Genomic DNA, 25,883 nt, shown 5'->3' on the forward strand with positions numbered 1-25,883 from the left:
AGCAAAGGAAAGTTTGTATAAACATATGCCGCCCTACAGAACTCGCTCTATGTCTGGGACCATGGATTCCAAGGCTTAGATTTTTGACATGCCTTGGGCGTCAAAAAAGCTGCCACACTAATTAGTGCGACAGCTCATTTTAAAATGATTTAAGTGGAATCAATTTATAATTTGTGGATATTAGCGGATAAACCAGAGCCGCCTGTTGAAGTTGCAGACAGGCCTCCATTTTTGGCTACGCCTCCACTAAGATTTAAATTCTTATTTTTTGCGATGTTTAAGGCTTCCGAATCTTGCATACCCTTTGGCTTTGACGGTGGGTCTCCAAAAAAACCACCTGCTGCATTATCGAGTTCTTCATCTGTTAATATGTTCTTATTTTCCTTTGAATCCATAATGATAACCCTCCTAAAAAAGAAATGATTGATCTATCTGAATATATACGTTAATGATTTCCCAAAGGCGACATTAAAAAACTTTTAAGTGGAATCAATTTATAATTTGTGGATATTAGCGGATAAACCAGAGCCGCCCGTTGAAGTTGCAGACAGGCCTCCATTTTTAGCTACGCCAGCACGAAGACTTGCATCCTTATTTGTTGAAATGTTGAAGGCTTCCGGATTTTGTATAATGTCGCTTTTTGAGGGCCTACGAATAAACCCTCCACCTGTTGCATTATCAAGCTCTTCATCTGTTAATATAATCTTATTTTCCTTTGAATCCATAATGATAATCCTCCTTAAAAAAAGAAATGATTGATCTATCTGATTATATATACGTTAATGATTTCCCAAAGGCGACATTTTAGAAAAAATTTTTTATAAATTATGGAGGATGTGATCTATGGTAAAGGTTTATTGTTATTCAAAATGCTCTACTTGCAATAAGGCATTAAAATGTTGACTTACGATAGGCCCTGGGGGAGCAGCCGTATTTTTTCTCAAAGACGCGATAGAAGTAGGCGCTGTTCTCATAGCCTATCTTCTCAATGATCCGCTCCGTGGTCAGAGTGGTGTTCTCAAGATAATAGGCAGCCTGCTGAAGCTTCCTCTGCTGAAGGAGCTGCTTGAAATTGTATCCCGTATAGCTCTTTAGAAGACGGCTTAAATAGGCAGTAGTATAGCCACTTTGACGGGCAAATTCCTCAAGGGTACCGTTTCTGTAATTGTGATCAATGTACTCCAGGGCGCAGATGGTTATATTCTGACCCTTGGAGCGCATGTCTTTCAGGGTATCCGCTGACAGGGCAGCCAGGTTCATGAGAAGAAGGTCCATGGTGGTGAGGATTATAAGGTTCATGTCGTTGGAATGATTGATAAGAGTCCATATGAGGTTCTCCATAAGGTTTTCTACTGTGATGATTCCAAGAGTGTGATAGATGAGATAATCCTGCTGCCTTTTTTTGTCGGAAAGGGAAGAGATGATAAAGTCACGGAGAATGTTCTCTTTGTCGTAGGATGCGCTTCCCCTTGTGAAGAACTCCGGAAGGATTATGAAGTTAAGTGCCAGATCCTCTCTGCCGCTTGGCATTATCTCATGCCTGGCATGGCGGTTCATAAGGAGGATATCCCCCTGCGTAAGGGTGAGGGTATCCCCGTCGACAATCTTGGTGGTGATGCTGCCCTTAAGTATAACCATCATCTCAATGTAGTTGTGCCTGTGCTCCGGGAAATAGGCAAAACGGGTGTGGGGGCGGATGGCGATGAGCTTGCCCTGCTCAAGAAGCTTGCTGCTGTCCACAACGAACTCATCCTCCGAGGTATAGATTTCTTTTTGAATGGAGCTTCTGCCGTTTAGAAGCTGCTCCTCTTCCTCTGTTATTCTGTACAGATTCTCAAGTATTTCTTCTCTCATAGAATCACTCCGATTTTATGTCAAATAAGGTTCCATTTTGCAATAGATAAGGTTCTGTAAAAAGAGCTTTGTGCATAATATTATAGCATCATAAATGACAATTGTATTGAGGGTTAAATATGAGCGAATATTTTCTTGCTATTGATATCGGAGCTTCCAGCGGAAGGCATATCATAGGCTGGATGGACCATGGGAAAATGCATCTTCAGGAGGTGCACAGGTTCGAGAACAGACAGGTTATGGCAGACGGACATCTTTGCTGGGATATGGATAATCTTTGGCGCGGTGTTATAGAGGGGCTTAAAGCCTGCAAAGAGAAGAACATGGTTCCGGTTACCATCGGCATCGACACCTGGGCTGTGGACTTTGTGCTTCTTGACAAGGACGACAGGATGATAGGAAACCCCGTTTCTTACAGAGATGGGCGCACCACGAACATTGACAGGGAAGTTTATAAGATCATCCCGGAAAAAGAGCTGTATGAGAAAACCGGGATTCAGAGGCAGCCCTTTAACACTATTTTCCAGCTTATGGCACTGAAAAAAGAAAGCTCCAAAGACCTGGAGGAAGCAAAGAGCCTTCTTATGATCCCGGATTATCTGAATTTCCTTCTTACGAAAGTAAAGAAGCAGGAGTACACAAACGCCACCAGCACCGGTCTTGTGAACGCCAAAACCAATAGCTGGGATAAAGAACTGATAGATAAACTGGGACTTCCGCAAAGACTTTTCGGAGAGCTTTCTGTTCCGGGAACTGTGGTCGGAAAGCTTAGTGAAGATATAGCCGGAGAAGTGGGCTTTAGCAGTACGGTCATCCTTCCCGCGAGCCACGACACAGGCTCTGCATTCCTCTCGGTGCCTGCAAGGGATGAGACTTCCGTATATCTCTCCAGCGGGACCTGGAGTCTTCTTGGGATAGAGAATGCATCGCCCATAATATCAGAGGAAGCAAGAATAGAGAACCTGACCAATGAAGGCGGGGCTTTCTACAGATACAGATTCTTAAAGAACATAATGGGGCTGTGGATAATCCAGTCGGTAAGGCGGGAACTCAACGGCAGCGAATATGTGAAGGGCAAAAAGAGCAGCTATGCCACCGGCAGAAATTACAGCTTCCCGGATCTTATTGAAGAGGCAAAGAAATGCGAGGGTTTTGCCGGAGTAATAGATGTCAATGATGACTCTTTTCTTGCGCCTGTCAGCATGATAGATGCCATAAAGGATTACAGTAAGAAAAAAGAGCTTCCGGTACCCCAAAGTGTAGGACAGACCATGCAGTGCGTATACAAAGGACTGGCTCTGTGCTACAGAGATACTGTAAGAAAGCTTGAGGACATAACCGGTAAAAGAATCACCGGCATCAATATAATCGGCGGAGGGTGTCAGGACGAGTATTTAAACAGCCTGACTGCCAAGGCATTGGGGCTGCCTGTTTACGCAGGCCCAATCGAGGGAACTGCAATAGGGAATCTTGTGATACAGATGATAAGCGCCGGAATATTTGAAGATCTTTCCGGGGCAAGAGATTGTATCTATAACAGTTTTGACATAAAGACCTATCGATAAAGAAAATGGAGGATTACGGATGAGCTACGAAAACGCAAAAAAGAGCTATGCTGCAATTGGTGTTGATACCGATGCGGCGATAGAGAAACTTAAAAAGGCGCAGATTGCGCTGCACTGCTGGCAGGGGGATGATGTCAGAGGGTTTGATACTGACCCCGAAAAGCCCCTTACAGGCGGAATTCAGACAACGGGCAATTACCCCGGAAGAGCCGGAACCCCTGAGGAACTGATGGCTGACATTGATGAAGTATTAAAGCTTATCCCCGGAAAGGCCAAGCTTAACCTTCACGCCAGCTACGCCATTTTTGATGAGGAGAACGGAGGATGGGTAGACAGGGACAAGCTTGAGCCTAAGCACTTCAAAAAGTGGGTGGATTTTTGCAAGCAGAGAAACCTTGGCTGTGACTTTAACCCCACTTTCTTTTCCCATCCCAAATGCGATCCACTTACTTTGTCTTCACCGGATGAAGAGACAAGAAAGTTCTGGATAGAGCATGGTAAGGCCTGCATTCGTATCTCCTCATATCTTGCTAAGGAGCTTGGGGAAACCTGTGTCATGAACATCTGGACAGGTGACGGTTTCAAGGACATCCCTGCTGACAGAAAGGGACCAAGAGACCGCTACAGGGATTCCATCGAGCAGATACTGTCAGAACCCTTTGATTTTAACCTGGTTAAGCCATGTGTAGAGTCCAAGGTATTCGGCATCGGAGTTGAGTCCTACACGGTAGGAAGCGCTGAGTTTGCCTTGAGCTTTGCTGCGACTCACAAGAATAAGTGCATTCCGCTTATGGATAACGGACACTACCATCCAACAGAGGTTGTAAGCGACAAGATACCGGCTCTTTTATCCTTCTTCCCCAATATCGCTCTTCACATCACAAGACCTGTGCGCTGGGATTCCGACCATGTTGTGCTCTTTGATGATGAGACAAAAGAGATAGCGAAGGAGATTGTGCGCTGCGGTGGACTTGAGGGCTCGGTATTCATGGCTCTTGACTACTTTGATGCATCGATAAACAGGATCAGCGCCTGGGTGACAGGTTACAGGAACACACAGAAGGCTCTTTTATATGCCCTTCTCTCACCTAATGAGGAGCTTAAGAACCTGCAGGATAGTGGAAACTTCACAGAGCTGATGGTTCGTATGGAAGAGCTCAAGACCATGCCATTCGGAGAGGTGTGGAATGAGTATTGCCAAAGCTGTGGTGTTCCCGGCGATGGCAAATGGTTTGAAGAGGCTAAACGCTACGAAGATGAAGTCCTTTCAAAGAGAAGCTGAAGTAAGTAGATAACGGATAGGAGATCACAAGAAAATGAGAGTTTTAGATGCGGAATTTACAAAGGGATTCATTCGCATGGCGGATGATGGATGGCAGCAGGGCTGGCATGAGAGAAACGGTGGAAACCTCTCCTACAGGATGAAGCAGGAGGAAGTTGATGCAGTAAGAGAAGATTTCAAGGAGGGACAGTGGCAGGATATAGGAACCGTAGTTCCTGATCTTGCGGGAGAGTTCTTTCTTGTGACCGGCTCCGGAAAGTTCTTCAGAAACGTGATAATAAAGCCTGAGGACAGCCTCTGCATAGTCGAGATAGATGAAAAGGGAGAAAAATACAGGATAGTCTGGGGACTTATAAACGGCGGAAAGCCAACCTCTGAGCTTCCTTCACATCTCATGAACCACGAGGTCAAAAAGAGAGTTACAAACGGCAGATACAGGGTCATCTATCATGCCCACACCACTAACACCATCGCCCTTACCTTTGTGCTTCCCCTGGAAGATAAGGTGTTCACAAGGCAGCTATGGGAAATGGCCACAGAGTGTCCCGTTGTATTTCCTGACGGAATAGGTGTTGTGCCCTGGATGGTTCCCGGGGGAAAAGAGATTGCTGTTGCCACCAGCAGACTGATGGAAGACTACGATGTTGCAATCTGGGCTCATCACGGAATGTTCGCTGCAGGTGAGGATTTCGATCTCACCTTCGGTCTTATGCATACCGTGGAAAAATCTGCAGAGATACTGGTTAAGACCCTCTCAATGACAGGGACCAAGAGACAGACCATCACCACCGACAATTTAAGACAGCTGGCAAAAGACTTTGGCGTTACACTGCCGGAGAAGTTCCTGTAAGGCCTTTTACCTGTTCCTACTGGATGCAGACTCCTTTCGATAAGCGGAAGGAGTCATTTTTGTGTGCTTTTTAAACTGGCGGATATAGTGCTCCGTGGTGTCATATCCAACAGCTTCAGCTATGGTGGCGACACTCATGGTAGAGTTGGCAAGAAGATCCTGACTTCGCTCTATTCGCACGGTCCTGAGGATCTCGGTGTAGGTCATGCCCGTCAGCTCTTTTATCAGCCTTGAAGTGTACTCGTTGGAATAATGGAATTTCTCGGAGAGGTCCGAGAGAGTTACCTCCTTGTAATTCTCCTGAATATACTGGATAAGAGCATATCGCTGTACATCTATACGGCTGTCAAACAGCGGCATCTGAACAGATTCCGAGTAGTTTCTTATTATCAGATAAAAATCAAGAAGCAGGGTATTTGTGATGGCCTGGTAGTGGTATTCCTGTCTGTTGAGGGATTCTGTCAGCATCCAGATAAAGGAAGTAGCTATACCATCATCGGAGCCTGTGTGGAACAGGATGTAGTCATTGGCCTTCTTGGCATATATATTGTTCAGGAAAAAAGAGCTGAGTATATTCGGGGTGTTCAGGAAGGAATAGAACATGGAATGTAAAGTATCCCTTCTAAGCATTATGTTTATGACTATGGTGTCGTCAAACACGCTGATGGAATGTTTGATCCCGGGAGGAATAACGCAAAAATCTCCCGTACGCATCTCTATGGTTCTTCCGGAGATGGTCTGGGAGCACTTGCCGTCATAGACGTAGCTCAGCTCAAAAAAGGTATGACTGTGCTCAATGGCCGGTGAATACCTCTCGTGTTTTTGTACCACTATACTGTCATTATTTGACAGATCGAAAAAGAAGGAATCTTCGAATACCTCTGGTATTGTCTCGGGTTTTTCCAGGACCAGAAGGTGTCTGTCCAGAACAAACTTCATATCAAGACCATTAAGAAAAGCCTTCAGGCTGTCTTTGTCCATCCTGGCAAAATAGTAGTCTCTGTAAAATTTCTCAACTTCGGTAATGTCGTATATGTGCTGCTTTACCGCTGTATGATCCATATCCTTAAGTCCCTTATATATCTGAAATGAACGTCTGATTAAAACAGCTAAATAATACCCCTAATGAAGGTGAATGTCAAAAAAGTTCATATTAGTATCCGAAAAAGTATATTTACATCATAATAAGTCAATAAAATTGAGCGATTATGTGAATTATGTAAAAGCCATTTGCTCAATATAATGAATCCATAAACAAGCAATGTCTCAGACAGAAAGGATTCATTGGTTATGAATACTCCGATTCTGGAAATGAAAAACATAACAAAAAAATTCGGAAGTGTGACTGCTCTAAACGGAGTAAACCTTGAGGTTTACCCTGGAGAGATAAGAGGTCTCATAGGTGAGAACGGTTCGGGCAAATCTACCATATCATCCATCGCGGCGGGAATGCAGAAGGCAACCTCGGGACAGATGTTGTATGAAGGAAAGGCCTGGGAGCCCGAGAGTATGATCGATGCTCTGAACAAAGGTATAGGAATGGTGGTCCAGGAGAGCGGAACTATAACGGGGATCACCGTTGCGGAAAATATTTTTTTGGCAGAGATGAAGAAGTTTAAGAAGGGCCTTCTTGTGGATAGAAAAAGACTCTTTGAGGAAGCGGACAGAGCCCTTTCCAATATAGGGATAACCTCCATTTCCGGAAGGGATATGATGGACAGCCTTTCCTTCCAGGAGAGGAAGCTGGTGGAAATCGCAAAGGTCATACTAAAAAAACCCAGGATCCTGGTGATAGATGAAACCAGCACAGCACTATCTCATGACGGAAGACAGATCATGTACGGCATCATGAAAAAGATGAAGGAAGAGGGCGGATCAGTAATTTTTATCTCCCATGATCTGGAGGAAATAATGGAGGTCTGCGACACTCTGACAGTCCTTAGAGACGGTAATCTTATAAGGACCTTCGCTAAAGAGGAATTTGATGAAGATCTTATAAGGACCAGCATGATAGGAAGAGAGATAGAGGGTGATTACTACAGACCGGACTTTAACTGCAGCTTCCTTGATGAAGAAGCCATTGTGGTAAAGAATCTGTGTTTTAATGACAAGCTTAAGGATGTGTCTCTGACACTTCACCGGGGAGAGATCCTGGGAATTGGAGGACTTGCGGACTGCGGGATGCATGAGCTTGGAGAGGCTATATTCGGAGCGCTTAAACCCGAGAGCGGAGCTGTCATATCCCCAAGAGGAAGGCAGATAAATTCTCCCCACAACGCAATGACTGACAAGATAGGCTATGTATCCAAGGACAGAGACAGAAAATCCCTTTGTCTTGAGGCCAGCATCAAGGACAATATCGCAGTTGCGGGAATGAACATATTCAAATCCGGGGCGGGACTAATAACCAGGTCCGCGGAAAGGAAATATGTAGACGAGCAGATAGATGCCCTGAGGATCAAATGCTCGGGGAGAGATCAGGTAGTAGCACAGCTCTCCGGCGGCAACAAGCAAAAGGTAGTCTTTGGAAAATGGATAGGTTGCGGCAGTGAAATCCTGATACTGGATTGTCCCACAAGAGGTGTGGACATCGGTGTCAAACAGGCAATGTATCAGCTTATGTCAAAGCTTAAGAGCGAAGGAAAAGCCATTCTCATGATAAGCGAAGAACTTCCTGAACTCATTGGGATGAGCGACAGGGTCCTTATTATGAAGAACGGTGAAATAACAGGAGAATTTAAGCGAAGTAAAGATCTGTCCGAGAGCGACATCATAGGATGCATGATCTAGGAGGCAAAAGAAATGAATATAAAGAAAAATATAAACAGGCAGAATATCATAGCTCTTTTGCCCCTGGCGGCGCTGGCGGTGCTCTTTTTGGTCTTCTGCACCGTGGTGAATGCAAAGGGTTACAGACTTGATATGTATCTGAAGATCGTGTTCAATGAGGCGCTGGTTCTGGCGATCGTAGCGACGGGAGCAACTTTCATCTATACCCTTGGAACCTTTGATATCAGTCTTGGCGCTTCCACGCTGTTTTCGGCAACTCTCGGAGTAATGGTCTACAACAAAACAGAGAATATAGCGCTGATGATGGCGGTGATACTCCTTACGGGAATTGTGTGTTCGCTGCTTAATTCTGTACTGGCCTCAATCTTCCACATACCCGCCTTTGTAACCACGGTCGCGATGATGTCAGTACTGTCAGCTGTATCAGCTCAGATAATTACGGTGAACGGAGGAGCGCTGGGCGGGATAAACATTCCCAGCAGTGTAGTAAAGCCCTTTGACAATATGCCCTTCAAGATAGCGGTTCTTTTGCTGTTCTTTGCAGTCTCAGTCTTTGTATTCGAGTTCACAAAGGCAGGAAGAAGGATGAAGTTTGTGGGAGGGAATCCCCTCTGCGCTTATCTTACAGGTATCAAAGCCGACAAATACACGATACTGGCTTTTGTGATGGCAGGTATAGGTATAGGGCTCGGAGCATTCCTTACTCTTGTATATACCCCTTCGGTCACTACGACAACGGCTTCAAGTATAGGAATGAATATCTTTATAGCCATAGTATTTGGTGGAATGCCCATATCGGGAGGCGCAAGATCCAGGATATACGCCGCACTGGTTGGAGGCTTCTCATATATGCTGCTTAACGACATTTTGGAGATAGTGATAGATTCCAGTGCAGCATACGGAATAACACAGGTGATCAGCGCAGTTTTCTTCCTGATAGTGGTCTATATCACAGGAATGAATTACAAAACCGCACTATTGCCAAGATAAAGAACTGATGAAAACGGAGGAAAAAATATGAACAGGAAAGTAACAAAGGTACTCGGACTTGCCATGGCAGCAGCCATGACCGTAATGACAGGATGCGGCAGCAGCGCACCTGCTGCGGTTTCAGACACAACAGATAACAGCGCTGATAATGCGGTTGCAAGTGAAGCTTCCGCAGATCAGGGTGAAACCCGTAAGATCGGTGTACTTGTTGCAGACGTCAGCGGCGAGGAAGCACTTGGATTCAGAAACTACTACGAGAAATATATTCAGAACAACTACAATGTAACCTTTGATTATACAGATGCTCTTGCTAGCGCTGAGGATGAGAAGGCAGCCATCGAGAAGTTTGCATCAAAGGGATATGACGCTGTTATCTCACTTTCAAGCAGTGACAGAGTTCAGCAGATTGAGACCTGCGAAGAGTATGGCATCTACTATGCAGTTGCATCCGGCGTACTTGATGAGAGTCAGTATGAGACCTACAAGACCTATGAGCATTTTGTAGGCCAGGTTGGACCTTCAAACGAGACAGAGTTTGAAGCCGGCAAGGAGATGGGCAAGTATTTTAAGGATAAGGGCGTAAAGAGCGTTGCCATCTACGGAGCGTTTATCCCCAATCCTATGCACGTATACCGCGCAGCAGGTGTGATCGCCGGACTTGGTGATACCTACGGCGGAACAGATGATATGAACGGTATGATCGGACAGATATTCCAGGATCAGGGTGTTGACCTTACAAAGGTTTCTGGAGATGTTGAGGTGGTAGCTTACCTTCAGGGATATGGCGACACAACCACCGACGAGCTCAATGCAGCGATCCAGAAAGCACCTGAGGCATTTATCTCAGTGGGAATGGCAACAACCTTCTTTGCCCAGACACTTAGTCAGGAGAACATTCCTTTTTCAGATATTGACTCCTTTACAGCCATGAACAGCGAATCAATGAAGAATGGCTCTCTTGAGTATCTTGCTGGCAAATATTCATCTTCCATCGGACCTGTATTCGCACTTGTAATGGATGCGATTGACGGAAATGTTATTAGAGATCCAGAGGGAAATGCTGTCTCCTTTACACAGGGCTATCTTGTGGCAACAGACGCAGAATCCTTTGACAAGTACTATGTAAACGACAACGGAGATACACCTATTTTTGACAAGGCAAGTCTTGATGGCATTATCGGTCAGGACGTTACCTATGATGATGTAAAGGCACTTATCGAGAGTAAGTGATGAATGGAGGCAGTTCATGAGCACCCTTAAGAAAATTTTAAAGACATTGGCAATCCCTGCTGCTGTGGCAGTGGTATTGGAAGGAATATGCCTTGCAAACGTGCAGACTATCATATCGGGAGCAAAGAGCTTTGATAACTTTGTGGTGTATACCGCCATCGTTATGATCACCACCATGGCGCTCTCCATAAACTTAAACAGCGGAAGATTTGATTTTTCCCTGGGAGCAATGGCAGGACTCTCGTCTGTGATAGGTGCGAAGATTACCTACAGTTTTCTCAAAGGTGGCTCCGGTTCTGCACTTCTTATGATGGTGATAACGGTTCTTGTGGGAGCACTGCTGGGACTTATATCGGGAGCCGTGTACTGCGCTTTGAGGCTTCCGCCCATCATCGTCTCTCTTGGTGTGACCCTGGTATACGAGGGAATAATGTATACCATAACAGGCGGAAAATACCTTATGAGTGAGGTTCAGAACAGATCCATGTCAGGATTTATGGGGACCTGGGTCTACGCAGCCGTTATCATTGCGTCGGTTCTTATCTTTATGATCATTGTCTTTGAGCGGACCTCCTTCGGCTATAATTACAACGCCCTTAAGTCAGGACAGAAGGTAGCTGTAGCCACCGGCGTCAATGAGGTTAAAAACGCGCTTATCTGCTACACGATCTGCGGCGGACTCATGGGACTTGTGGGTATGCTGAATGCCGCAAGAAATACCACTATAAACGGAGGTCAGCTGAATTTCGGAAGTATAGCCATAATGTTCACGGCCTTCCTTCCAATGTTCATTGCAGGCTATATCGGAAGATTTGGAAATGAGAAGGTGGGCTTTTTGCTTTCTGCCCTGTGTATGTCCCTTCTGAATTCCACCTTTGCGGTTTTCTCAAACCAGATAAATGCCACGACTCAGTCGATCATAAACGCAGTACTGCTGGTGATCTTCTTAATCTATTTAAACAATAATCATTTGATCAAGAGAATATTTGCACATGTATAACGAGAAATTATTACGGGAAGCGACAGCTCTTTTCCCTGAAATAAAGAAAAATAAGATAAACGAATGTAAGTGCATCGACTTAATGAAGGATGGGGATGTCATAAAAAGAGATCCCCGTCCGGCATATAGGTCTATCGCACTGAAAAAAGACGACTCCATCATCCTGGATTTTGAGGACCACTATGTGGGATACCTGACCCTGGACCTTGGCTATGAAGGGGCTCATCCCGACTCTCCGGTACTTCTGAGGATCCGTTTTGCGGAAAGAGAGATCGAGCTTTTTGAGGATGCCTCAGAGTATAAGGGCTGGGTATCACCGGCCTGGATCGAGGAGGAGCTGATCCATGTGGACATAGTGCCCTCAGTTATGGAACTTGACAGGAGATACTCCTTCAGATATGTCAGGATAGAGGTGGTCGATATCAGCTCCAGATTCTCCTTAAGGGTAAATGATGCAGCAATCACAGCAGTATCCTCTGCCCCGGATGAAGCTCTTTTGCCCTTCTTCAGCAGTGATGAGCTGGATATGGAAATTGACAGGGTGGCTGTAAAAACACTCCATGACTGTATGCAGACAGTCTTTGAGGATGGGCCCAAAAGGGACAGAAGACTATGGATCGGAGACCTTCGAATTCAGGCTCTGGTGAACTATGTCACCTACAACATGAATGACATGGTAAAGTCAAATCTTTATCTGTTTGGAGCTTTAACCCAGGAGGACGGACGGGTGGGAGCATGTATATTCCTTGATCCGAAACCTGAGGTCGATGACACGAACATGTTTGACTATTCCCTGTTCTTTATCGTGATTCTTCTGGATTACTACAAAAAGACCGGGGATAAAAAAGCTGTGCTGGATCTTTTTGATGTATGCAAAAGACAGATTGAGCTGGCAAGGCAATGCCTGGATGAGCGCTTTGTGGTAAGGGACTCGGATGTTCTTGGCTGGTGCTTTGTGGACTGGAATCTTGCCCTCAATAAGCAGGCCTCCGCGCAGGGAATTTTCATGTATGCTCTTGAGGCGGCTATCGAGCTTGCCCAGTGCGCAGGAGATGTTCTTGCGGAAGAGGAATATGCGCAGCTTTACCTCAAGCTCAAAGAAGCTTCCAACAGATTCCTTTTTGATGTTGAGAAGAAGCTCTATGTAAGCGGAGCAGAAAGTCAGATCTCTTTTGCCTCGCAGATATGGATGGTGCTTGGAGGAGCAATGGAAGGTAAGGCAGCAGAACGCCTCTTTGACAGAATGGAGGCCTGCCCTGAAGCGATTACCATGGTGACTCCCTACATGTACCATAACTACATAGATGCACTTATTAAAATTGGAAAAAAAGATGTGGCTCACAGGAAAATGTCAAAGTACTGGGGAGGGATGGTGGCAAATTCCGCCGATACCTTCTGGGAACTGTATAATCCGGAAAATCCCAACGAGTCGCCCTACGGGGGCACCATTGTGAACAGCTACTGCCATGCATGGAGCTGCGGACCGGCATATTTTTTGAGAACCTATTTTAATGATACAAAGGATGAACTGTAAATGAGCATAAAGATTGATTACAAAGCAAACCCGTTCTACCTTGATGATGAGGCGATAAAGTGGGTAGAAGCAGAGTTTAAAATAAGTGTTTTTTCCGAAATACTGGATATTTAGTTACAAAATATTTGCTATCTGGAACCGAAGGTGCTTTATCTGATCCTTGACCTTCATCCTGGTCAGGGGCTTCATAAGGTAGCCGCTACAAAAGATGTCCAATGCCTTGACTGCATGTTCAGGGTTGCCGGTCAAAAAGATGATATTTATTTTGGGATTAAGATTTATAAGACTTCTGGCAAGGGAAGGGCCATCTTCTCCGAATAGTTCGATATTAATAAATGCGATGGAAACAAGATGCTCCTCTCCGTATTTGTACGCTGAAGAAGCATCTTCAAATCCGGTAACTTCTACATTTGTAAGGACACCTGAGATCAGTTTGACATAATTATTTAGCATAAGCCTGTCGTCATCGACAACGATAACCTCTGAACTTGAAACATCCGGTATAGAACTGTCCAGGAAGTAATCTGCATCAACATCGAAGATATTAGAAAGGAGTGAGAGGGAATTGATATCAGGCTTTCTTCTGTCTGCTTCCCAGTTTCCAATGCATCTTGCTGTAACAAACAAAAGCTTTGCCAGCTCTTTCTGGGTAAGTCCTTTTTTTAATCGCAGATTTTTAAGTTTAGTACCAATAGAAACACTACTCATTAAGTCAGCACCTCTGGTTGTTCATAAGATTATTATTCTCAATTATTATAAAAAAAATTAACGAAATAGAGAATGTCATATAGCGCACATTATGTGCGCTATATAATAAGAGTAGATAAAATGAATATAAACAAACTGTAAATTCTATTATAAAAATGCGCACGTTATGTTCACTTATATAGTTTGGCCTACATTTTTTCGATATAGTAAAAGAGTATAATTGTTTTTTGCCATTACAGGTATGGCATAGCTTACGCCATTGTGTGGAGGTCAACATGAATATGAAAAACGGAGTGAAGCAAACAATATTGTGCCTGATGGTTTCCCTGGCTGTGGTGCCCATGGCAGTTCATTTGCCGGGTGCTTCATATTCTGTGAGAGCAGCAAGTGGTGATACTGTGTCTGTTTCTAATTATTCAGAGCTAAAGAGTGCAATTGATAACTGCATTGTGAATGATGAACTTACCATCAAACTTAAAAATGATGTGACAGGAACAGGCAGAGTGGATGTTGATAAAAAGAAGATCAATCTCGATTTAAATGGATATACATTAAACCTTAATTATGAGAGTGGCACTCAGGCTGTCATAGAGATTAAGAGAAACGGCGCCTTTACGCTGCAGGATAGCAGAGATACCGGCAAGATTCTGGGAGGGAGTACCGGCGTGTCCAATAATGGCGGTACATTCATCATGAATGGCGGAACAATCTATGGCGGATCCAGATATTGTATTGATAACTATAACAATGGTGAAGTAATCATAAATGGTGGAGCATTAAAGGGATTAACTGCAAATACCACAGGTATAGCCAATAACGAGAGCAGACTTAAAATTACCGGGGGCTCTGTATCCGGATGCTATGAGGGAATATATAACAGCCCTGAGAGCACACTGGAAATTACAGGAGGCACAATCTCTCAAAATAAGGGAAGAAGCGGAATATTCAATGCCGGAAGCCTTACAATAAGTGGAAATCCTAACATTAGCAGCAATACGAATTTAAGAGCAGAAGCAAAAAATATATATCTGTATAAAACAAACATGAAGGTAGGAACCATGACAAATACGGTTCCTATAGGCGTGTCACTTTACTATTATTCCGAGGGAGCCTTCACGACTGGTGGAGTAGCTGCAAATTATGAAAAAAATTTCATTTCTGATAATGCATTATATATGGTAAAAAAACAGCAGGATGAATTGTCTATGGTTGTGGACTACACACCCTATATTCCCGTTGTTTTGTCAGAAGACCAAAAGCCGACAGCAAGGACAGGCCTTGTCGAAAATGGTCAGCCGCAGCTTCTGCTTAATGCTCCAAAGGTGCCGGTTACAGGAAGGACAATGTACTATGCAATTGGGCCTAACACCGGAGCTTCCCCTGCTACAGGATGGACGGAGGCTATTCCTCAGGCTACCGGTGCAGGAAGATATTATGTGTGGTATTTGGTTATAGCTGATACAGGTCTCATTGATGTGAGTCCTACATGTATCAATGTGCAGATCGGCAAAAACGGAGGCAGTCAGGGACCGCAATATCTTCCTGAGGACGATCCGTACGATCCCTATGATGATCCGGAAGAGCTGTATGATGATCCCGACGATGATCCTGATGATGATCCAAAGGACGACCCTGATCCAAAGGATAAAACCGGGGATGATCCCAAGGTTGATCCGGCTACCCCCACTGACCCTTCACAGGGGCAGAATCAGGCAGGTTTTTATTCTGGTCTTAAGATAAAACAGAAGAGCGGAAAAATAAAGGTCAGCTGGGATAAGACTGAGGGTATGTCCAAATACGAAGTTTTCATCACATACCTTGGCAAAAAATATCCGAAGAAAGCTGTTAAAACCACAGCCGGAAACTCAGTTAATATAAAGAAAATAAAGGGAAAGAAAATAGACCTGACAAAGAACTTCAAGATACGTGTTGATGCATATGACAGCACCGGTAAAAAGGCAGGGCAGTCCGTGACTGCTTTTGTGGCAGGAAAGTACAATGCAAAGTACAAGAATCCCAAAAGCATAAGGCTTACGACAAACAGCCTGACACTTGGCGCCGGTCAGAATGCGAAGATAGGTGCATCCGTAAAGATGGAGAAAGGTAACAGGAAAGCGATCCCAAATAAAAAAGTTCCTAAACTTCGCTATATATCTGCTAACGAGGCTGTGGCAAAGGTGGATAAGAACGGCAATGTAACAGGTATCACCAAAGGAACATGCAAGGTGTATGTTTTTGCAAAGAACGGCCTGGCAGGAACAGTGATGGTAACTGTTGATTAAGCGTTTATTAATAAATGATAAATAAATGATTAATATATTATAATATTGAGATTATTTGTCGCAAACGAAAGCCTTAAGACGTATATAGATGATATAATAAATGTTATAAGTTGTTATAATCTTTTTACTCAAATATGAAAAAGTATGTTCAGGGGGGGTACAGATGTTTTCATATTCTTTTATATCGAATGACTATTTTAGTATAGCCCAGATACAGCTTGTGGCAGTTACCCAGATTTTTATAGCGATTGGAATGTTCTGTATTTTTAAAAAGGCGGGGCAAAAAAGCTATATGGCATTTGTACCCTTCGTCAATTGGATAAAAATGGGGGAACTTATCGGACATGATAAATTTGGCGTGTTCACTTCATTTATTGGAATATTCAAGGTTTTACTTATGCAAATGTCTGACAACGATCCTTTTGAATATTCGCCTTCAGGAATGATACTTGTTACTGTTGTTGCGAGCAGCTTGTTTATCATAAATATAGTATATTCACTTGCGACCGTATTGATGTTTAAGTGGCTTATTGAAAGTTCAGGGAAAAGCCTGATCTGGATATTGCCATTTGCCATAGCACCGGGGCTGACAATGTTATATTGGGGATTAAATAAGAATATGAGGGTGGAAGTATGATGAGAAAAAAGTTTTGGATGGGGTACAAAAAGGCAGGAACTTTTGTGGTGAGTATAATGCTGGGAATATCTTTTCTGACAGTGAGTCCTGTGAGAGCGCTGGCACTTACTCCTGCAGAAGAGAAGGCATATAAAAAGGCTCAGGAAGCAGCAAACGAGGCATACAACGCTGCAAAAGAGGAAGAGATGGATGACTGGCAGGCTAACCAGCTTGCACAGGAGGCGTCTGAGAAAGCGCTTGAAACATGGCTTCCGTATTATCAGGAATATGAAGCGGATGTGGCTCTTAAGGATGCTGAGATACAAAGAGCACAGGAAGCAGAGAAGGCAGCCCAAGATCTCCTTGAATCACAGACGACAGCAATTCAGGCCCAGACAGATGCTATTTCTGAAATTTCCGAGCTGGTAGAGGCTCTTGGAAAAGAGGAAGAAGAGGAAAAAGAAGCCGTAGTCAAGGTGGCTGAGACAAAGACTTCCTCTGAAAATCCCTGCGTTACCTGGTACCTGAAGGGAATTCAAAAGAAAATAGTGGATTCAGAAGCCTTTATAGGCTCAAGATCCGTGGAAATAGCTGAGAAAGGAAGACTTGGAGACGGCGAAGGACCTGCACCAAAGACCCTTCTTTTGGTAGATAACTCCAATTCCATGTCCAAGTACAAGGACAAGATAAAGACCATCCTTACCCGCCTTGTATGGAATCACCAGCCGGATGAGAGATTTTCACTTGTTGCCTTTGGTGAAGACGTGGATGTGCTTTTGGATTTTACTGATAACTATGATGATGTCCGCATGGCTGTAGATGGAATGACATACTTCGACCAGCCGACATATCTTAGAAATATACTCTATGATGAGATAAAGGCTATGATAGATGATGGCGAAGATGATTTTAACAGAATCATCATCTTCTCAGACGGAACTGAGGAGAGCCGACTGGGAGTTACTTACGAGGAACTGACGGACCTGGTAAAAAGCGATGCCTACAAATGCCCCATCTATACAATAGGCTGCCATTATCAGCCTGCGGTGGGAGACCTTGATAAGCTGTTTGCGTTATCCAGAAGGACATCAAGTCCATATTTTGCACTTGATGATTACCAGGATGTAAACGAGATAGCAGATATTATCAGAGAGGATGATAAATCCATCAGATTTTTCAGATTTTCAGTCCCTGATGACCTTCGTGATGGATCGACAAAATCAATAGGGCTACACCTTATGTATGATGAAGGTGATTATATGTTTGCCCATTCTACTCAGGTACCTATTGCTTCAGCGGATGTGCTGAAGGAGGTAGCTGCTGAAAAGCAGAGACAGGCTGATGCAGCAAAGAAGGAGAAGGATGACCTCAAAAATGAAGTTGATTCACTAAAAGCCGCAGGAGAAAAGAGCGGAGAGGACGAAAATCAGGAAGAGGTAACCGGGACAGAGGAAGCAGAGGAATCCCAGGAAGACTCGGATGATCCATTTGGTGAAAACGAATTAGTGTATGGTGACGACGGAAAGCTGTATGGCTTTAGTGACGTGGATTTAGGAGATCTCTTATATTACTACATCTTTAACAACGCAATATGGATTTCAGTTATCCTTTTGGGAATTAATCTTGTTTATGTCAGATACAAGAGCAAGCAGGCCAAAAGTGTCAAAAGGATTGAGGAAGAGGAGCAGCTGGAGCAGTCCATGGAGGAAGACCTCAAATCCGATATAGAAAGTGCAATATATTTGTTTGAAGCTAACAGACCTGATGTCCGATATACCATCAAAAAGGGTGAAGAGAAGGTAATAGGAAGATCAAGGGGCAGAAGTGATATAACTTTCCCGCTTGACAAGGCACTCTCAGCAAGACAGGCATGCATAAGAGTTGAAGGTGATGAGAATCCAAGAGCGATACTAGAGAATCTTGATACTCAGGGTGGAACAAGTGTAGACGGACAGACAGTAAGTGATGAGGTTGTTCTTAGGAATGGAGCCAGAATAAAGCTTGGTTCAACCATTCTAGAGGTCAGATATGAGTAAATATGACTACTTCGTGACATGGTTATATAACTATATTTTGAATAAACCATTATCGTTTGCAATGTCTATTCTTGAGATATTGCTGGTCATATTGATTGTTCGCCGGGTCATTATAAATATGCGTAGGGCGAAGAAACAGGAACATGAGCTGAAAAATCTGCAGACAGCCAAGCTTACACAGGACCTTACCAATCCATTGTGGGTAGAACATGGAGGCAAACCGGATACAAAAGTAGTTCCTTATGAAACCAAATGGGATCAGCCACAGGATCAAATCTCAGAGGGCATCAGGGTTGAGATAAATATAAAGGGATCAGGAACAGATAGCAAATTTATATTTGTAGTCCAAAATTCCATAAGTGTAGGCAAGGATGAGAGCTGTTCCATCCTGGTTACGGATAACTCCGTTGAGGACAAGCATCTTGAGATATACGTAGAAAACGGTGAGCTTATGGTTAGAAAGGTTGTACCTGAGAGTATGGCTGTTTTGGAAAGAAATAATGATTACAAAAAACTTGATAATAAAGCATACAGATTAGCAGTGAAAGATACTATTAGTTTTGGACACAGCAAACTGGTTTTTGATGAGATAGGGTAAGGGCTCCCATAAATGAGTACTGTTGTTTCTGTGTATAGCAAAAAAGCATACAAAGAATATGTTCTTATACCGCCACAAAGCAATGCGGATTTTTCCATTGTGGTCAAAAGCAGTGAGTTTTGGTTGGAAAATGATCTGAACATATTTTTCGAAGCGCTTGACAAGGATATCTCGATAGCGCCTGATGTACAGTACAGACTGGTTTATGAGAACAGCGATCAGACAGAACATATAGTATTAACGGATGGACTTTCATTAAGACTCCTGACAAGGGAGAATGAGGAGTTGGATTTGTCAGTAGCTGTAAGGGACAATGTATTTATTCCCTTCAGTAATCTGAGGCTAAAAGACAATATAGCATCAGTATCCATAGGGAAATCTGATGAAAATGATATATGTTATGGCTTTGGCAATCTGATTGAAGATGTTCATGCTGTTATTGAGAAAAGAAGAAACGATATTTTTCTCATTCCCAAGGCTGAGCATGGAGTGTATGTAAACGGCAGCATTATTAAGAGCGAGCACAGGCTTAAGTGTGCGGATATCGTAAATATTTATAATTTAAAGCTTGTTGTGCTGGGGCTTAATAACGGATTTGTTTTTTCGGTAAATGCCGGAAATACTTTGGCAAAAATAAGTCCGGAGAAATTCGATAATTACACTGCTGTTGAAGGAAGCTTTGAAGGAACCGGCAGTGTAGCAGTAAGGGATGAGCTTTTTTACAGAGCACCCAGACAGATGGAATACATAGATACAACACAGGTTACCTTCGAGGAACCGCCGGCACTTTCAAAGAACGAGCCGCCATCTGTTCTTGAGACCATAGGTCATTCATTCCTGATGATCATGCCCATGATCGCAGGCAGCTTGTTCATTCTGATAGGAACAATGCAGAGCGGCGGAAGAACATCTATCATGATGTATTCCGGAATAGTGATGGCATCCATGTCTGCAATAGCAGGTGTGGCATGGGGATTGTCCAATATCAGGAATCAGCGCAAGAAGCTCAAGCTTGAAGAGAAGAAGCGCTTTGAAGCATATGGGCAGTATCTTTATAAGAAGAAGGAAGAGATAGCCCGGATGTATGAGAACAACATGACAGCAATGAATGTCATGTACCCGTCTGCGGAGGCACTGTCAGAATATGGCAGAAACAGTCAGCACTTATGGGACAGGAATGCGGAGCAGGACGATTTCCTTGAAGTCAGACTGGGCATAGGAGATGTTCCTTTTCAGGCAACCATAGAGATTCCGCCTAAGAAATTTCATGTGGAACAGGATGTGCTAAGGGACAAACCGGAGTATATAAAGAAAAACTATGAGACACTCTACGATGTGCCCATGCTTATAAATTTAAAGAAGCATCCCCTAATCGGTATAGTGGGTGGTGAGGACAGTTATGGTGCATATGAACTGGTGAGAGCCATGGTGGTTCAGCTTGCGGCTACACATTGCTATACGGATGTCAAAATGGTATTTCTCTATGACGAGAATTCCTCGATGGATGCTGACGAGTGGGGATTTGTAAGATGGCTTCCTCATGTATGGGCAGAGGACAGGAAAATCAGATATGTGGCGGCAACACATGCTGAGATAAATGATGTGTGCTATGAGATATCCAAGGTTTTGCGCGAGCGCTCGGAGTCATTAGAGAATCACGAATTAGAGAAAAAGCTAAACAAGTTACCGCATTTTGTATTTTTTATCTCAAATCCTTCTCTTATCGAGGGAGAGATGATAGGAAACTACATATTCCAGAACAATGGAAAGATTGGGCTTACAACCATATTCCTGTCAGAGCTATATCAGGATCTGCCAAATGAGTGCACATATGTCATTCAGAATGACCCTGCTTTCTCGGGAATAAAGGAGTATGGAGCCAAAGATGTACCGATTATATTTGATAAGGTGACTACTGTTAGGGCAGATCAGTTTGCAAGACGTATCTCAGGAATACATGTAAAGGAGAGTACTTCCGGAGGAGAACTGCCGGACAGACTTACATTTCTTGAGATGTATGGAGTAAACACAGTAGAACAGCTCGGAAGCTCCGATCGCTGGCTAAAGAGCCGCATATACGAAAATATCAGTGGATTTTTGGGGTTTAGCGGATCTTCAACACAGTGCATATTGGATCTTCATGAAAAATATCACGGACCACACGGACTTGTTGCCGGAACTACAGGTTCAGGTAAATCAGAGACTCTGCAGACATACCTGCTGTCTCTGGCTGTTAACTACAGTCCGGATGATGTCAGCCTTTTTATCATTGACTATAAAGGCGGCGGAATGGCTAACCTCTTTGAAAACCTGCCGCATCTGTCAGGGCAGATATCCAATCTGTCGGGAACACAGATAAACAGAGCACTGGTTTCTATCAAGGCTGAGAACAGACGTCGTCAGAGGCTTTTTGGTGAGGTTGGTGTAAACAATATAAACAAATACACGAAGATGTACAAAAATGGCGAGATTGACGAACCTATACCACATCTTCTGATAGTCATAGATGAGTTTGCAGAATTAAAACGCGAAGAGCCTGATTTTATGAGGGAGCTCATAAGTGTGGCGCAGGTCGGACGAAGCCTTGGAGTGCATCTTATTCTAGCTACGCAAAAGCCCTCAGGAACTGTCGATGACAATATTTGGAGTAATTCCAAGTTCAGATTGTGTCTTCGCGTGCAGACCAAAGAGGACTCAAATGAAATGCTTGGCCGCCCGGACGCTGCCTATATAACTCAGGCAGGTCGTGGATATCTGCAGGTCGGGAATGATGAGCTTTATATTATGTTCCAGTCCGGATACAGCGGTGCAAAATACAATCCCGCTGCCGGTGGCGGCAATGATTCCACAGGCATTGTAAGCAGAACAGGGCAGATAGAGCTTAAGTATATAAATAAGTCAGATACCGGGAAAAAAGGTAACGATATCACCCAGCTTGATGCGGTTGTAAATTACCTCAGGGATGTTGCTACAGAGAAGGGCTATAGTGCTACACATGCACTTTGGATGCCTATTCTCAGAAATCCCCTGTTCCTGTCTGATCTTCAGGAATATAGAGACTACTGCTTCGATTTTGAGGCAGGTACATATAAAGTTGATAAAGAAGAGCTCAGGACAAAATGGGATCTCAAATGTGTTGTTGGCCAGAGTGATGATCCCAGAAATCAGGCGCAGGATCCACTTATATTATCGCTTGCTGATGGCGGGCACCATGCGGTTATCGGTACGGTTACAAGTGGTAAATCCACATTCCTGGCAACAGTGATCTACTCCATGGCAACGACTTATTCACCGGAGTTGTTCTGGTTTTACGGAATCGATTATTCGAGTCATATGTTGTCTCCCTTCGAGTCACTACCTCACTGCGGTGGAGTTCTGTATGAGAATGATGAAGAAAAAATGGTGCGACTTTTCACCATGCTTGATGACATGCTTGAGGAGAGAAAGAGAGTATTTAGAGGAGGTAATTTCAGTCAATATTTCAGGGCACATGGAGCTGAGTATCCGGCGATAATCCTGTTTATTGATAACTTCGCGTCATTCAAGGAAAAAACAGATGAAGCATATATTCCCGATATTATGAAAATTGTGAAGGAAGGCGTCGGAAATGGTATATACCTTTTCGTATCAGCCGCAGGTTATAACTCTTCCGAGATTCCTACGAGAATCGGTGAAAATATCGGAACCGCAATAGGACTTCTTCTGGCAGACAAATTTGCATATGGTGACATTCTCAGGACCATAAAAGTGGAGGTTATGCCTGAAGCAGGACTTAAGGGCAGAGGTCTTTGCTATGTTGACGGCAGAATCCTTGAAATTCAGACGGCTCTTACAGTCGAAGCTGCTGATGATTACATGAGAATGGAGGAAGTTACCAGGAGGTGCAGGAGGATAAATGAGTCCTGGAGCGGCAATCGGGCAATGCCTATTCCGGAGATTCCTGAGAAGCCTACCTGGGAGATATTCAAGGAGCATCCAAGTGTTATCAGCGCTGCTTCGACAGAGAACCTGCTTCCTATAGGCTACAGAACGGATAATGCCCTTATAACATATCTGGATGTATTTAAGACTTATTGCTTCCTTATCAGCGGCTCCGGCCATACCGGTAAGAAGACTCTCATGAGAGTTATGATACTGGAAGCTCTTATGAAGAAGGGGGCTACAGTTGTAATCATAGATGATGGTATTACATTTAGCGATTTTGAGGCAAATCCGGATGTCAGGATGATACATAATGGCGATGAACTGTATGAGTGGTGCTTTAATGATTTAACACCGATGTTCAAGGAAAGAAATGCTGTTAAGAAAAGGCTGCTGGATGAAGGCTATGAGGGAGAAGAATACTACGAAGAACTCTCAGAATTTAGCAGTGTATTCATATTCATCGCATCAATGTCCTGGTTTGTTAAATGTGTGTACTCTGATGAACATGGTATGAAGGGATTTATGGAGACTCTGTTTAAAAAGGGAGAAGATCACAAGATATCCTTCATTGGATGCATTGATATAAACAATAGAACAGAGGTTGCAGGTTACGAGGCATTTAATGCATTTACTTCATTTCATACAGGTATTCATCTTGGAGGCGAGGTTACATTTAATTCGTGGCTTAGCTTTGACTATATGAAATCCTCTGAGCAGATGATCAAGTATCCTGCCGGGACAGGACATCTCTCGTCGGAAAGCGGAGGTGATTCAGAATATAGAGTGGTTATACCAAAGGCCAAGAAAGCAAAGAGGAAAAGGACATGATTTTTTTGGAGGTTTTTATTCCTGTTCTTTCACTGTCGGTGGATGTGAGAACTCTGGATACAGGTACGGTTAAATCTCTGATAAGTGAAGTGTGTGATCTTGTGAAGCAAAAGATCGGAGAAAATGAGAACACCAATAATGAATTTGTTTTATATTCTCCGGGTCAGAACAGGATTTTCCCTGAGAACGCTGTTCTTAGAGAATGCGGACTTATAACAGGAAGTAAAGTGATGCTGATGTGAATTTGTTTTATACACGATTAGCAGAAAGGACAGTTTATGAGTGATATGAGTTTGTGCTTTCTGGGAGGTCTGGATAATACCAGGGAGCAGATGGAACAATGCCTTAAGCGGATAGAAAAGGCCCGTGATGCCATTAAAGCTGACGTGGCTCAGATAGATACCATGTGGGAGGGACCTGCCCACGATGAGTTTAAGCAGGAGTGGAATAATGAAATTGCTGAACTTGAGGAATTGATAGGTACCTTTAAAAGAATAACAGAGTATGAGAAGAGTGCATATGATATTTATTCTAAGGCGGTGAGCAGGGCTCTTGCAACTGCTGAAGGGAAAAAGGTCAATATGTCTATTTGATTAAAAGGGTGGTTTTATGGCAGTAGTTATTAAAGCTAATATAGATGTTTTATATAGTAAAGTGTCATCGCTTTCTGAGTCTGTAAAGGTGATAGATAAAGAGATCAAAGCTATGCTTGAACTTCAAAAGGCGCTTGCCTCTAAGTATTGGGCGGGAGATGCTGCTCAATATCATTATATGGAATACACGGAGGCTGTACGAGATTATGGACCGATGTTATTTTCGATGATGAAAAAATGTCAGGCTCTGTATAAGATTGCTGAAACCTATGATAAGGTCGAGGGCTACAATCTGCATGCAGAGGCAGGGAAGCTTCCAACAGATTTTCTGGATTAAAGCATGTAGAATGAAAAAAGCTATCAGACAGGATCAGGCAAAGAAAATTTAAATTAATAGAAAAGGAGAAAGTTATGTGGGAAGGATTATTACCAATAGGCAGTATTGTAAAGCTGAAGAATCTTGAGATGTTAGTCATGATCATGGGTGTATGGCAGACTAAAATCTCAGATGAAACAGCGGTCTATGATTATGCGGGAGTTACCTATCCGCATGGGTATATCAATAGAGATTTAACTCTTGGTTTTGACAGGGAGGACATTGAGGATGTGCTGTATATTGGCTACATGGATTATCAACAGCAATTCTTTATGGAACGAATAGAGCCTATCTTAGACGGCCTTAAGGCAGGGGAGATTACTCAGGAAGAGGCTACTGAGATGGCACAGAATGCGGCTGATGAAATCCAGGCAATAATAGATGGAAAAGATATAGAGGATAGTGCAGAGTTCATAGATGACATCGGGGACGAGTTTGATGACGATGACGAAGGAGAACCGGATGAAGATTCCGGTGACGAGTCTTTTGATGATACCAAGGAGGATGAGTGATATGTGGAAGGGATTGTTACCGATTGGAAGTGTTGTTTCTTTATATGGCTCGAACAGCAGATTTATGATCCTAAGTACTGCAGCAGTTAAGGAAGATGATGTAAAAAAAGTATTTGATTACTGCGCATGTCTGTTTCCCATGGGATTTTCAGATCCTGACAGTATGTTTATGTTCAACAATGAAGATATAGATAATGTCTATTGTGTGGGGTATTTATCACCCGAGGGAGAAGAGTATAGAAAAAATGCTGAGAGGAATATCAAGGGGCTAAGAGACGGTTCTATTACTATTGTTGAGTAGAAAAGGTAGTGCGT

The 25,883-nt window shown here is 43.5% G+C and carries 23 protein-coding genes; 18 read left to right on the plus strand and 5 right to left on the minus strand.

Annotated features, from left to right (window positions below):
• Window positions 1–164 precede the first annotated feature (164 nt).
• The 3 genes from ACHCNF_RS13175 to ACHCNF_RS13185 all read right to left on the minus strand — a co-directional run bounded on the left by ACHCNF_RS13175 (window position 165) and on the right by ACHCNF_RS13185 (window position 1,854).
• Entirely contained in the window at window positions 165–395 is a 231-nt protein-coding gene (locus ACHCNF_RS13175; protein WP_408070236.1) for a hypothetical protein, read from the minus strand.
• Window positions 396–494: 99 nt separating this feature from the next.
• Window positions 495–725 (minus strand): hypothetical protein, encoded by a 231-nt coding sequence (locus ACHCNF_RS13180; RefSeq protein WP_408070237.1) that lies wholly within the window; start codon window positions 723–725, stop codon window positions 495–497.
• A gap of 166 nt (window positions 726–891) precedes the next feature.
• Window positions 892–1,854: an AraC family transcriptional regulator gene (locus ACHCNF_RS13185; protein WP_408070238.1), complete on the minus strand. Its 963-nt coding sequence runs from the start codon at window positions 1,852–1,854 to the stop codon at window positions 892–894.
• A 119-nt stretch (window positions 1,855–1,973) separates the two neighbouring features.
• On the opposite strand from ACHCNF_RS13185, the gene rhaB reads away from it, so the two are divergent.
• Genes rhaB through rhaD form a run of 3 tightly spaced genes read left to right on the plus strand, consistent with a single transcriptional unit; the run spans window position 1,974 to window position 5,551 of the window.
• Window positions 1,974–3,419: a rhamnulokinase gene (rhaB, locus tag ACHCNF_RS13190; RefSeq protein WP_408070239.1), complete on the plus strand. Its 1,446-nt coding sequence runs from the start codon at window positions 1,974–1,976 to the stop codon at window positions 3,417–3,419.
• A gap of 19 nt (window positions 3,420–3,438) precedes the next feature.
• The gene (locus tag ACHCNF_RS13195) at window positions 3,439–4,701 is read left to right on the plus strand and encodes an L-rhamnose isomerase (RefSeq protein WP_408070240.1); all 1,263 of its coding nucleotides are present in this window, start codon (window positions 3,439–3,441) and stop codon (window positions 4,699–4,701) included.
• 34 nt (window positions 4,702–4,735) lie between these two features.
• Window positions 4,736–5,551 (plus strand): rhamnulose-1-phosphate aldolase, encoded by an 816-nt coding sequence (gene rhaD, locus ACHCNF_RS13200; protein ID WP_408070241.1) that lies wholly within the window; start codon window positions 4,736–4,738, stop codon window positions 5,549–5,551.
• Between the two features lie 6 nt (window positions 5,552–5,557).
• On the opposite strand, the gene ACHCNF_RS13205 is transcribed toward rhaD, so the two are convergent.
• Window positions 5,558–6,613 carry an AraC family transcriptional regulator gene (locus tag ACHCNF_RS13205; protein WP_408070242.1) on the minus strand — a complete coding sequence of 352 codons (1,056 nt, stop codon included), beginning with the start codon at window positions 6,611–6,613 and terminating at the stop codon, window positions 5,558–5,560.
• Between the two features lie 228 nt (window positions 6,614–6,841).
• On the opposite strand from ACHCNF_RS13205, the gene ACHCNF_RS13210 reads away from it, so the two are divergent.
• Genes ACHCNF_RS13210 through ACHCNF_RS13230 form a run of 5 tightly spaced genes read left to right on the plus strand, consistent with a single transcriptional unit; the run spans window position 6,842 to window position 13,095 of the window.
• A complete protein-coding gene (locus ACHCNF_RS13210; RefSeq protein ID WP_408070243.1) occupies window positions 6,842–8,341 on the plus strand; it encodes a sugar ABC transporter ATP-binding protein in 1,500 nt (499 codons plus the stop codon).
• A 12-nt stretch (window positions 8,342–8,353) separates the two neighbouring features.
• Complete coding sequence (locus ACHCNF_RS13215) at window positions 8,354–9,331, plus strand: ABC transporter permease subunit (RefSeq protein ID WP_026493127.1); 978 nt, start codon at window positions 8,354–8,356, stop codon at window positions 9,329–9,331.
• A gap of 27 nt (window positions 9,332–9,358) precedes the next feature.
• On the plus strand, window positions 9,359–10,561 hold the full coding sequence (locus ACHCNF_RS13220; RefSeq protein ID WP_408070244.1) for a sugar ABC transporter substrate-binding protein: 1,203 nt from the start codon (window positions 9,359–9,361) through the stop codon (window positions 10,559–10,561).
• Between the two features lie 16 nt (window positions 10,562–10,577).
• Window positions 10,578–11,561, plus strand: coding sequence for an ABC transporter permease (locus tag ACHCNF_RS13225; protein ID WP_408070245.1), 984 nt, complete (start codon window positions 10,578–10,580; stop codon window positions 11,559–11,561).
• Window positions 11,554–13,095 carry an alpha-L-rhamnosidase-related protein gene (locus ACHCNF_RS13230; RefSeq protein ID WP_408070246.1) on the plus strand — a complete coding sequence of 514 codons (1,542 nt, stop codon included), beginning with the start codon at window positions 11,554–11,556 and terminating at the stop codon, window positions 13,093–13,095. The genes ACHCNF_RS13225 and ACHCNF_RS13230 overlap by 8 nt, the downstream gene beginning before the upstream one ends.
• A 114-nt stretch (window positions 13,096–13,209) precedes the next feature.
• Here ACHCNF_RS13230 and ACHCNF_RS13235 read toward each other — a convergent pair whose 3' ends face one another.
• A complete protein-coding gene (locus ACHCNF_RS13235) occupies window positions 13,210–13,803 on the minus strand; it encodes a response regulator (protein ID WP_408070247.1) in 594 nt (197 codons plus the stop codon).
• Window positions 13,804–14,078: 275 nt separating this feature from the next.
• Here ACHCNF_RS13235 and ACHCNF_RS13240 point away from each other — a divergent pair, with 275 nt between their 5' ends.
• From ACHCNF_RS13240 to ACHCNF_RS13285, 10 genes are all read left to right on the plus strand, one after another.
• Window positions 14,079–16,085 (plus strand): Ig-like domain-containing protein, encoded by a 2,007-nt coding sequence (locus ACHCNF_RS13240; RefSeq protein WP_408070248.1) that lies wholly within the window; start codon window positions 14,079–14,081, stop codon window positions 16,083–16,085.
• 163 nt (window positions 16,086–16,248) lie between these two features.
• Window positions 16,249–16,722 carry a hypothetical protein gene (locus tag ACHCNF_RS13245; protein WP_408070249.1) on the plus strand — a complete coding sequence of 158 codons (474 nt, stop codon included), beginning with the start codon at window positions 16,249–16,251 and terminating at the stop codon, window positions 16,720–16,722.
• Window positions 16,719–18,737 carry a VWA domain-containing protein gene (locus ACHCNF_RS13250; protein ID WP_408070250.1) on the plus strand — a complete coding sequence of 673 codons (2,019 nt, stop codon included), beginning with the start codon at window positions 16,719–16,721 and terminating at the stop codon, window positions 18,735–18,737. Before ACHCNF_RS13245 ends, ACHCNF_RS13250 begins: the two co-directional genes overlap by 4 nt.
• Complete coding sequence (locus tag ACHCNF_RS13255; RefSeq protein WP_408070251.1) at window positions 18,730–19,335, plus strand: FHA domain-containing protein; 606 nt, start codon at window positions 18,730–18,732, stop codon at window positions 19,333–19,335. The genes ACHCNF_RS13250 and ACHCNF_RS13255 overlap by 8 nt, the downstream gene beginning before the upstream one ends.
• A gap of 12 nt (window positions 19,336–19,347) precedes the next feature.
• Window positions 19,348–24,087 (plus strand): type VII secretion protein EssC, encoded by a 4,740-nt coding sequence (gene essC, locus ACHCNF_RS13260; protein WP_408070252.1) that lies wholly within the window; start codon window positions 19,348–19,350, stop codon window positions 24,085–24,087.
• Entirely contained in the window at window positions 24,084–24,329 is a 246-nt protein-coding gene (locus ACHCNF_RS13265) for a hypothetical protein (protein ID WP_408070253.1), read from the plus strand. The genes essC and ACHCNF_RS13265 overlap by 4 nt, the downstream gene beginning before the upstream one ends.
• A 36-nt stretch (window positions 24,330–24,365) precedes the next feature.
• On the plus strand, window positions 24,366–24,680 hold the full coding sequence (locus ACHCNF_RS13270; RefSeq protein WP_408070254.1) for a WXG100 family type VII secretion target: 315 nt from the start codon (window positions 24,366–24,368) through the stop codon (window positions 24,678–24,680).
• A 16-nt stretch (window positions 24,681–24,696) separates the two neighbouring features.
• The gene (locus ACHCNF_RS13275; protein ID WP_408070255.1) at window positions 24,697–25,017 is read left to right on the plus strand and encodes a hypothetical protein; all 321 of its coding nucleotides are present in this window, start codon (window positions 24,697–24,699) and stop codon (window positions 25,015–25,017) included.
• Between the two features lie 74 nt (window positions 25,018–25,091).
• Window positions 25,092–25,568: a DUF4176 domain-containing protein gene (locus ACHCNF_RS13280; protein WP_408070256.1), complete on the plus strand. Its 477-nt coding sequence runs from the start codon at window positions 25,092–25,094 to the stop codon at window positions 25,566–25,568.
• 1 nt (window position 25,569) lies between these two features.
• Window positions 25,570–25,869 carry a DUF4176 domain-containing protein gene (locus ACHCNF_RS13285; RefSeq protein ID WP_408070257.1) on the plus strand — a complete coding sequence of 100 codons (300 nt, stop codon included), beginning with the start codon at window positions 25,570–25,572 and terminating at the stop codon, window positions 25,867–25,869.
• The last annotated feature ends 14 nt before the right edge of the window (window positions 25,870–25,883 follow it).

The organism is Butyrivibrio sp. NATIVEDY162 (genome assembly GCF_045999815.1).
In the GTDB taxonomy this organism is placed as follows: domain Bacteria; phylum Bacillota; class Clostridia; order Lachnospirales; family Lachnospiraceae; genus Butyrivibrio.

Excerpts from the sequence above, each read along its gene's own strand:
- ACHCNF_RS13175 (WP_408070236.1), bottom strand. The coding sequence starts at position 395 with ATGGATTCAAAGGAAAATAAGAACATATTAACAGATGAAGAACTCGAT.
- ACHCNF_RS13180 (WP_408070237.1), bottom strand. The coding sequence starts at position 725 with ATGGATTCAAAGGAAAATAAGATTATATTAACAGATGAAGAGCTTGAT.
- ACHCNF_RS13185 (WP_408070238.1), bottom strand. The coding sequence starts at position 1,854 with ATGAGAGAAGAAATACTTGAGAATCTGTACAGAATAACAGAGGAAGAG.
- rhaB (WP_408070239.1), top strand. The coding sequence starts at position 1,974 with ATGAGCGAATATTTTCTTGCTATTGATATCGGAGCTTCCAGCGGAAGG.
- ACHCNF_RS13195 (WP_408070240.1), top strand. The coding sequence starts at position 3,439 with ATGAGCTACGAAAACGCAAAAAAGAGCTATGCTGCAATTGGTGTTGAT.
- rhaD (WP_408070241.1), top strand. The coding sequence starts at position 4,736 with ATGAGAGTTTTAGATGCGGAATTTACAAAGGGATTCATTCGCATGGCG.
- ACHCNF_RS13205 (WP_408070242.1), bottom strand. The coding sequence starts at position 6,613 with ATGGATCATACAGCGGTAAAGCAGCACATATACGACATTACCGAAGTT.
- ACHCNF_RS13210 (WP_408070243.1), top strand. The coding sequence starts at position 6,842 with ATGAATACTCCGATTCTGGAAATGAAAAACATAACAAAAAAATTCGGA.
- ACHCNF_RS13215 (WP_026493127.1), top strand. The coding sequence starts at position 8,354 with ATGAATATAAAGAAAAATATAAACAGGCAGAATATCATAGCTCTTTTG.
- ACHCNF_RS13220 (WP_408070244.1), top strand. The coding sequence starts at position 9,359 with ATGAACAGGAAAGTAACAAAGGTACTCGGACTTGCCATGGCAGCAGCC.
- ACHCNF_RS13225 (WP_408070245.1), top strand. The coding sequence starts at position 10,578 with ATGAGCACCCTTAAGAAAATTTTAAAGACATTGGCAATCCCTGCTGCT.
- ACHCNF_RS13230 (WP_408070246.1), top strand. The coding sequence starts at position 11,554 with ATGTATAACGAGAAATTATTACGGGAAGCGACAGCTCTTTTCCCTGAA.
- ACHCNF_RS13235 (WP_408070247.1), bottom strand. The coding sequence starts at position 13,803 with ATGAGTAGTGTTTCTATTGGTACTAAACTTAAAAATCTGCGATTAAAA.
- ACHCNF_RS13240 (WP_408070248.1), top strand. The coding sequence starts at position 14,079 with ATGAATATGAAAAACGGAGTGAAGCAAACAATATTGTGCCTGATGGTT.
- ACHCNF_RS13245 (WP_408070249.1), top strand. The coding sequence starts at position 16,249 with ATGTTTTCATATTCTTTTATATCGAATGACTATTTTAGTATAGCCCAG.
- ACHCNF_RS13250 (WP_408070250.1), top strand. The coding sequence starts at position 16,719 with ATGATGAGAAAAAAGTTTTGGATGGGGTACAAAAAGGCAGGAACTTTT.
- ACHCNF_RS13255 (WP_408070251.1), top strand. The coding sequence starts at position 18,730 with ATGAGTAAATATGACTACTTCGTGACATGGTTATATAACTATATTTTG.
- essC (WP_408070252.1), top strand. The coding sequence starts at position 19,348 with ATGAGTACTGTTGTTTCTGTGTATAGCAAAAAAGCATACAAAGAATAT.
- ACHCNF_RS13265 (WP_408070253.1), top strand. The coding sequence starts at position 24,084 with ATGATTTTTTTGGAGGTTTTTATTCCTGTTCTTTCACTGTCGGTGGAT.
- ACHCNF_RS13270 (WP_408070254.1), top strand. The coding sequence starts at position 24,366 with ATGAGTGATATGAGTTTGTGCTTTCTGGGAGGTCTGGATAATACCAGG.
- ACHCNF_RS13275 (WP_408070255.1), top strand. The coding sequence starts at position 24,697 with ATGGCAGTAGTTATTAAAGCTAATATAGATGTTTTATATAGTAAAGTG.
- ACHCNF_RS13280 (WP_408070256.1), top strand. The coding sequence starts at position 25,092 with ATGTGGGAAGGATTATTACCAATAGGCAGTATTGTAAAGCTGAAGAAT.
- ACHCNF_RS13285 (WP_408070257.1), top strand. The coding sequence starts at position 25,570 with ATGTGGAAGGGATTGTTACCGATTGGAAGTGTTGTTTCTTTATATGGC.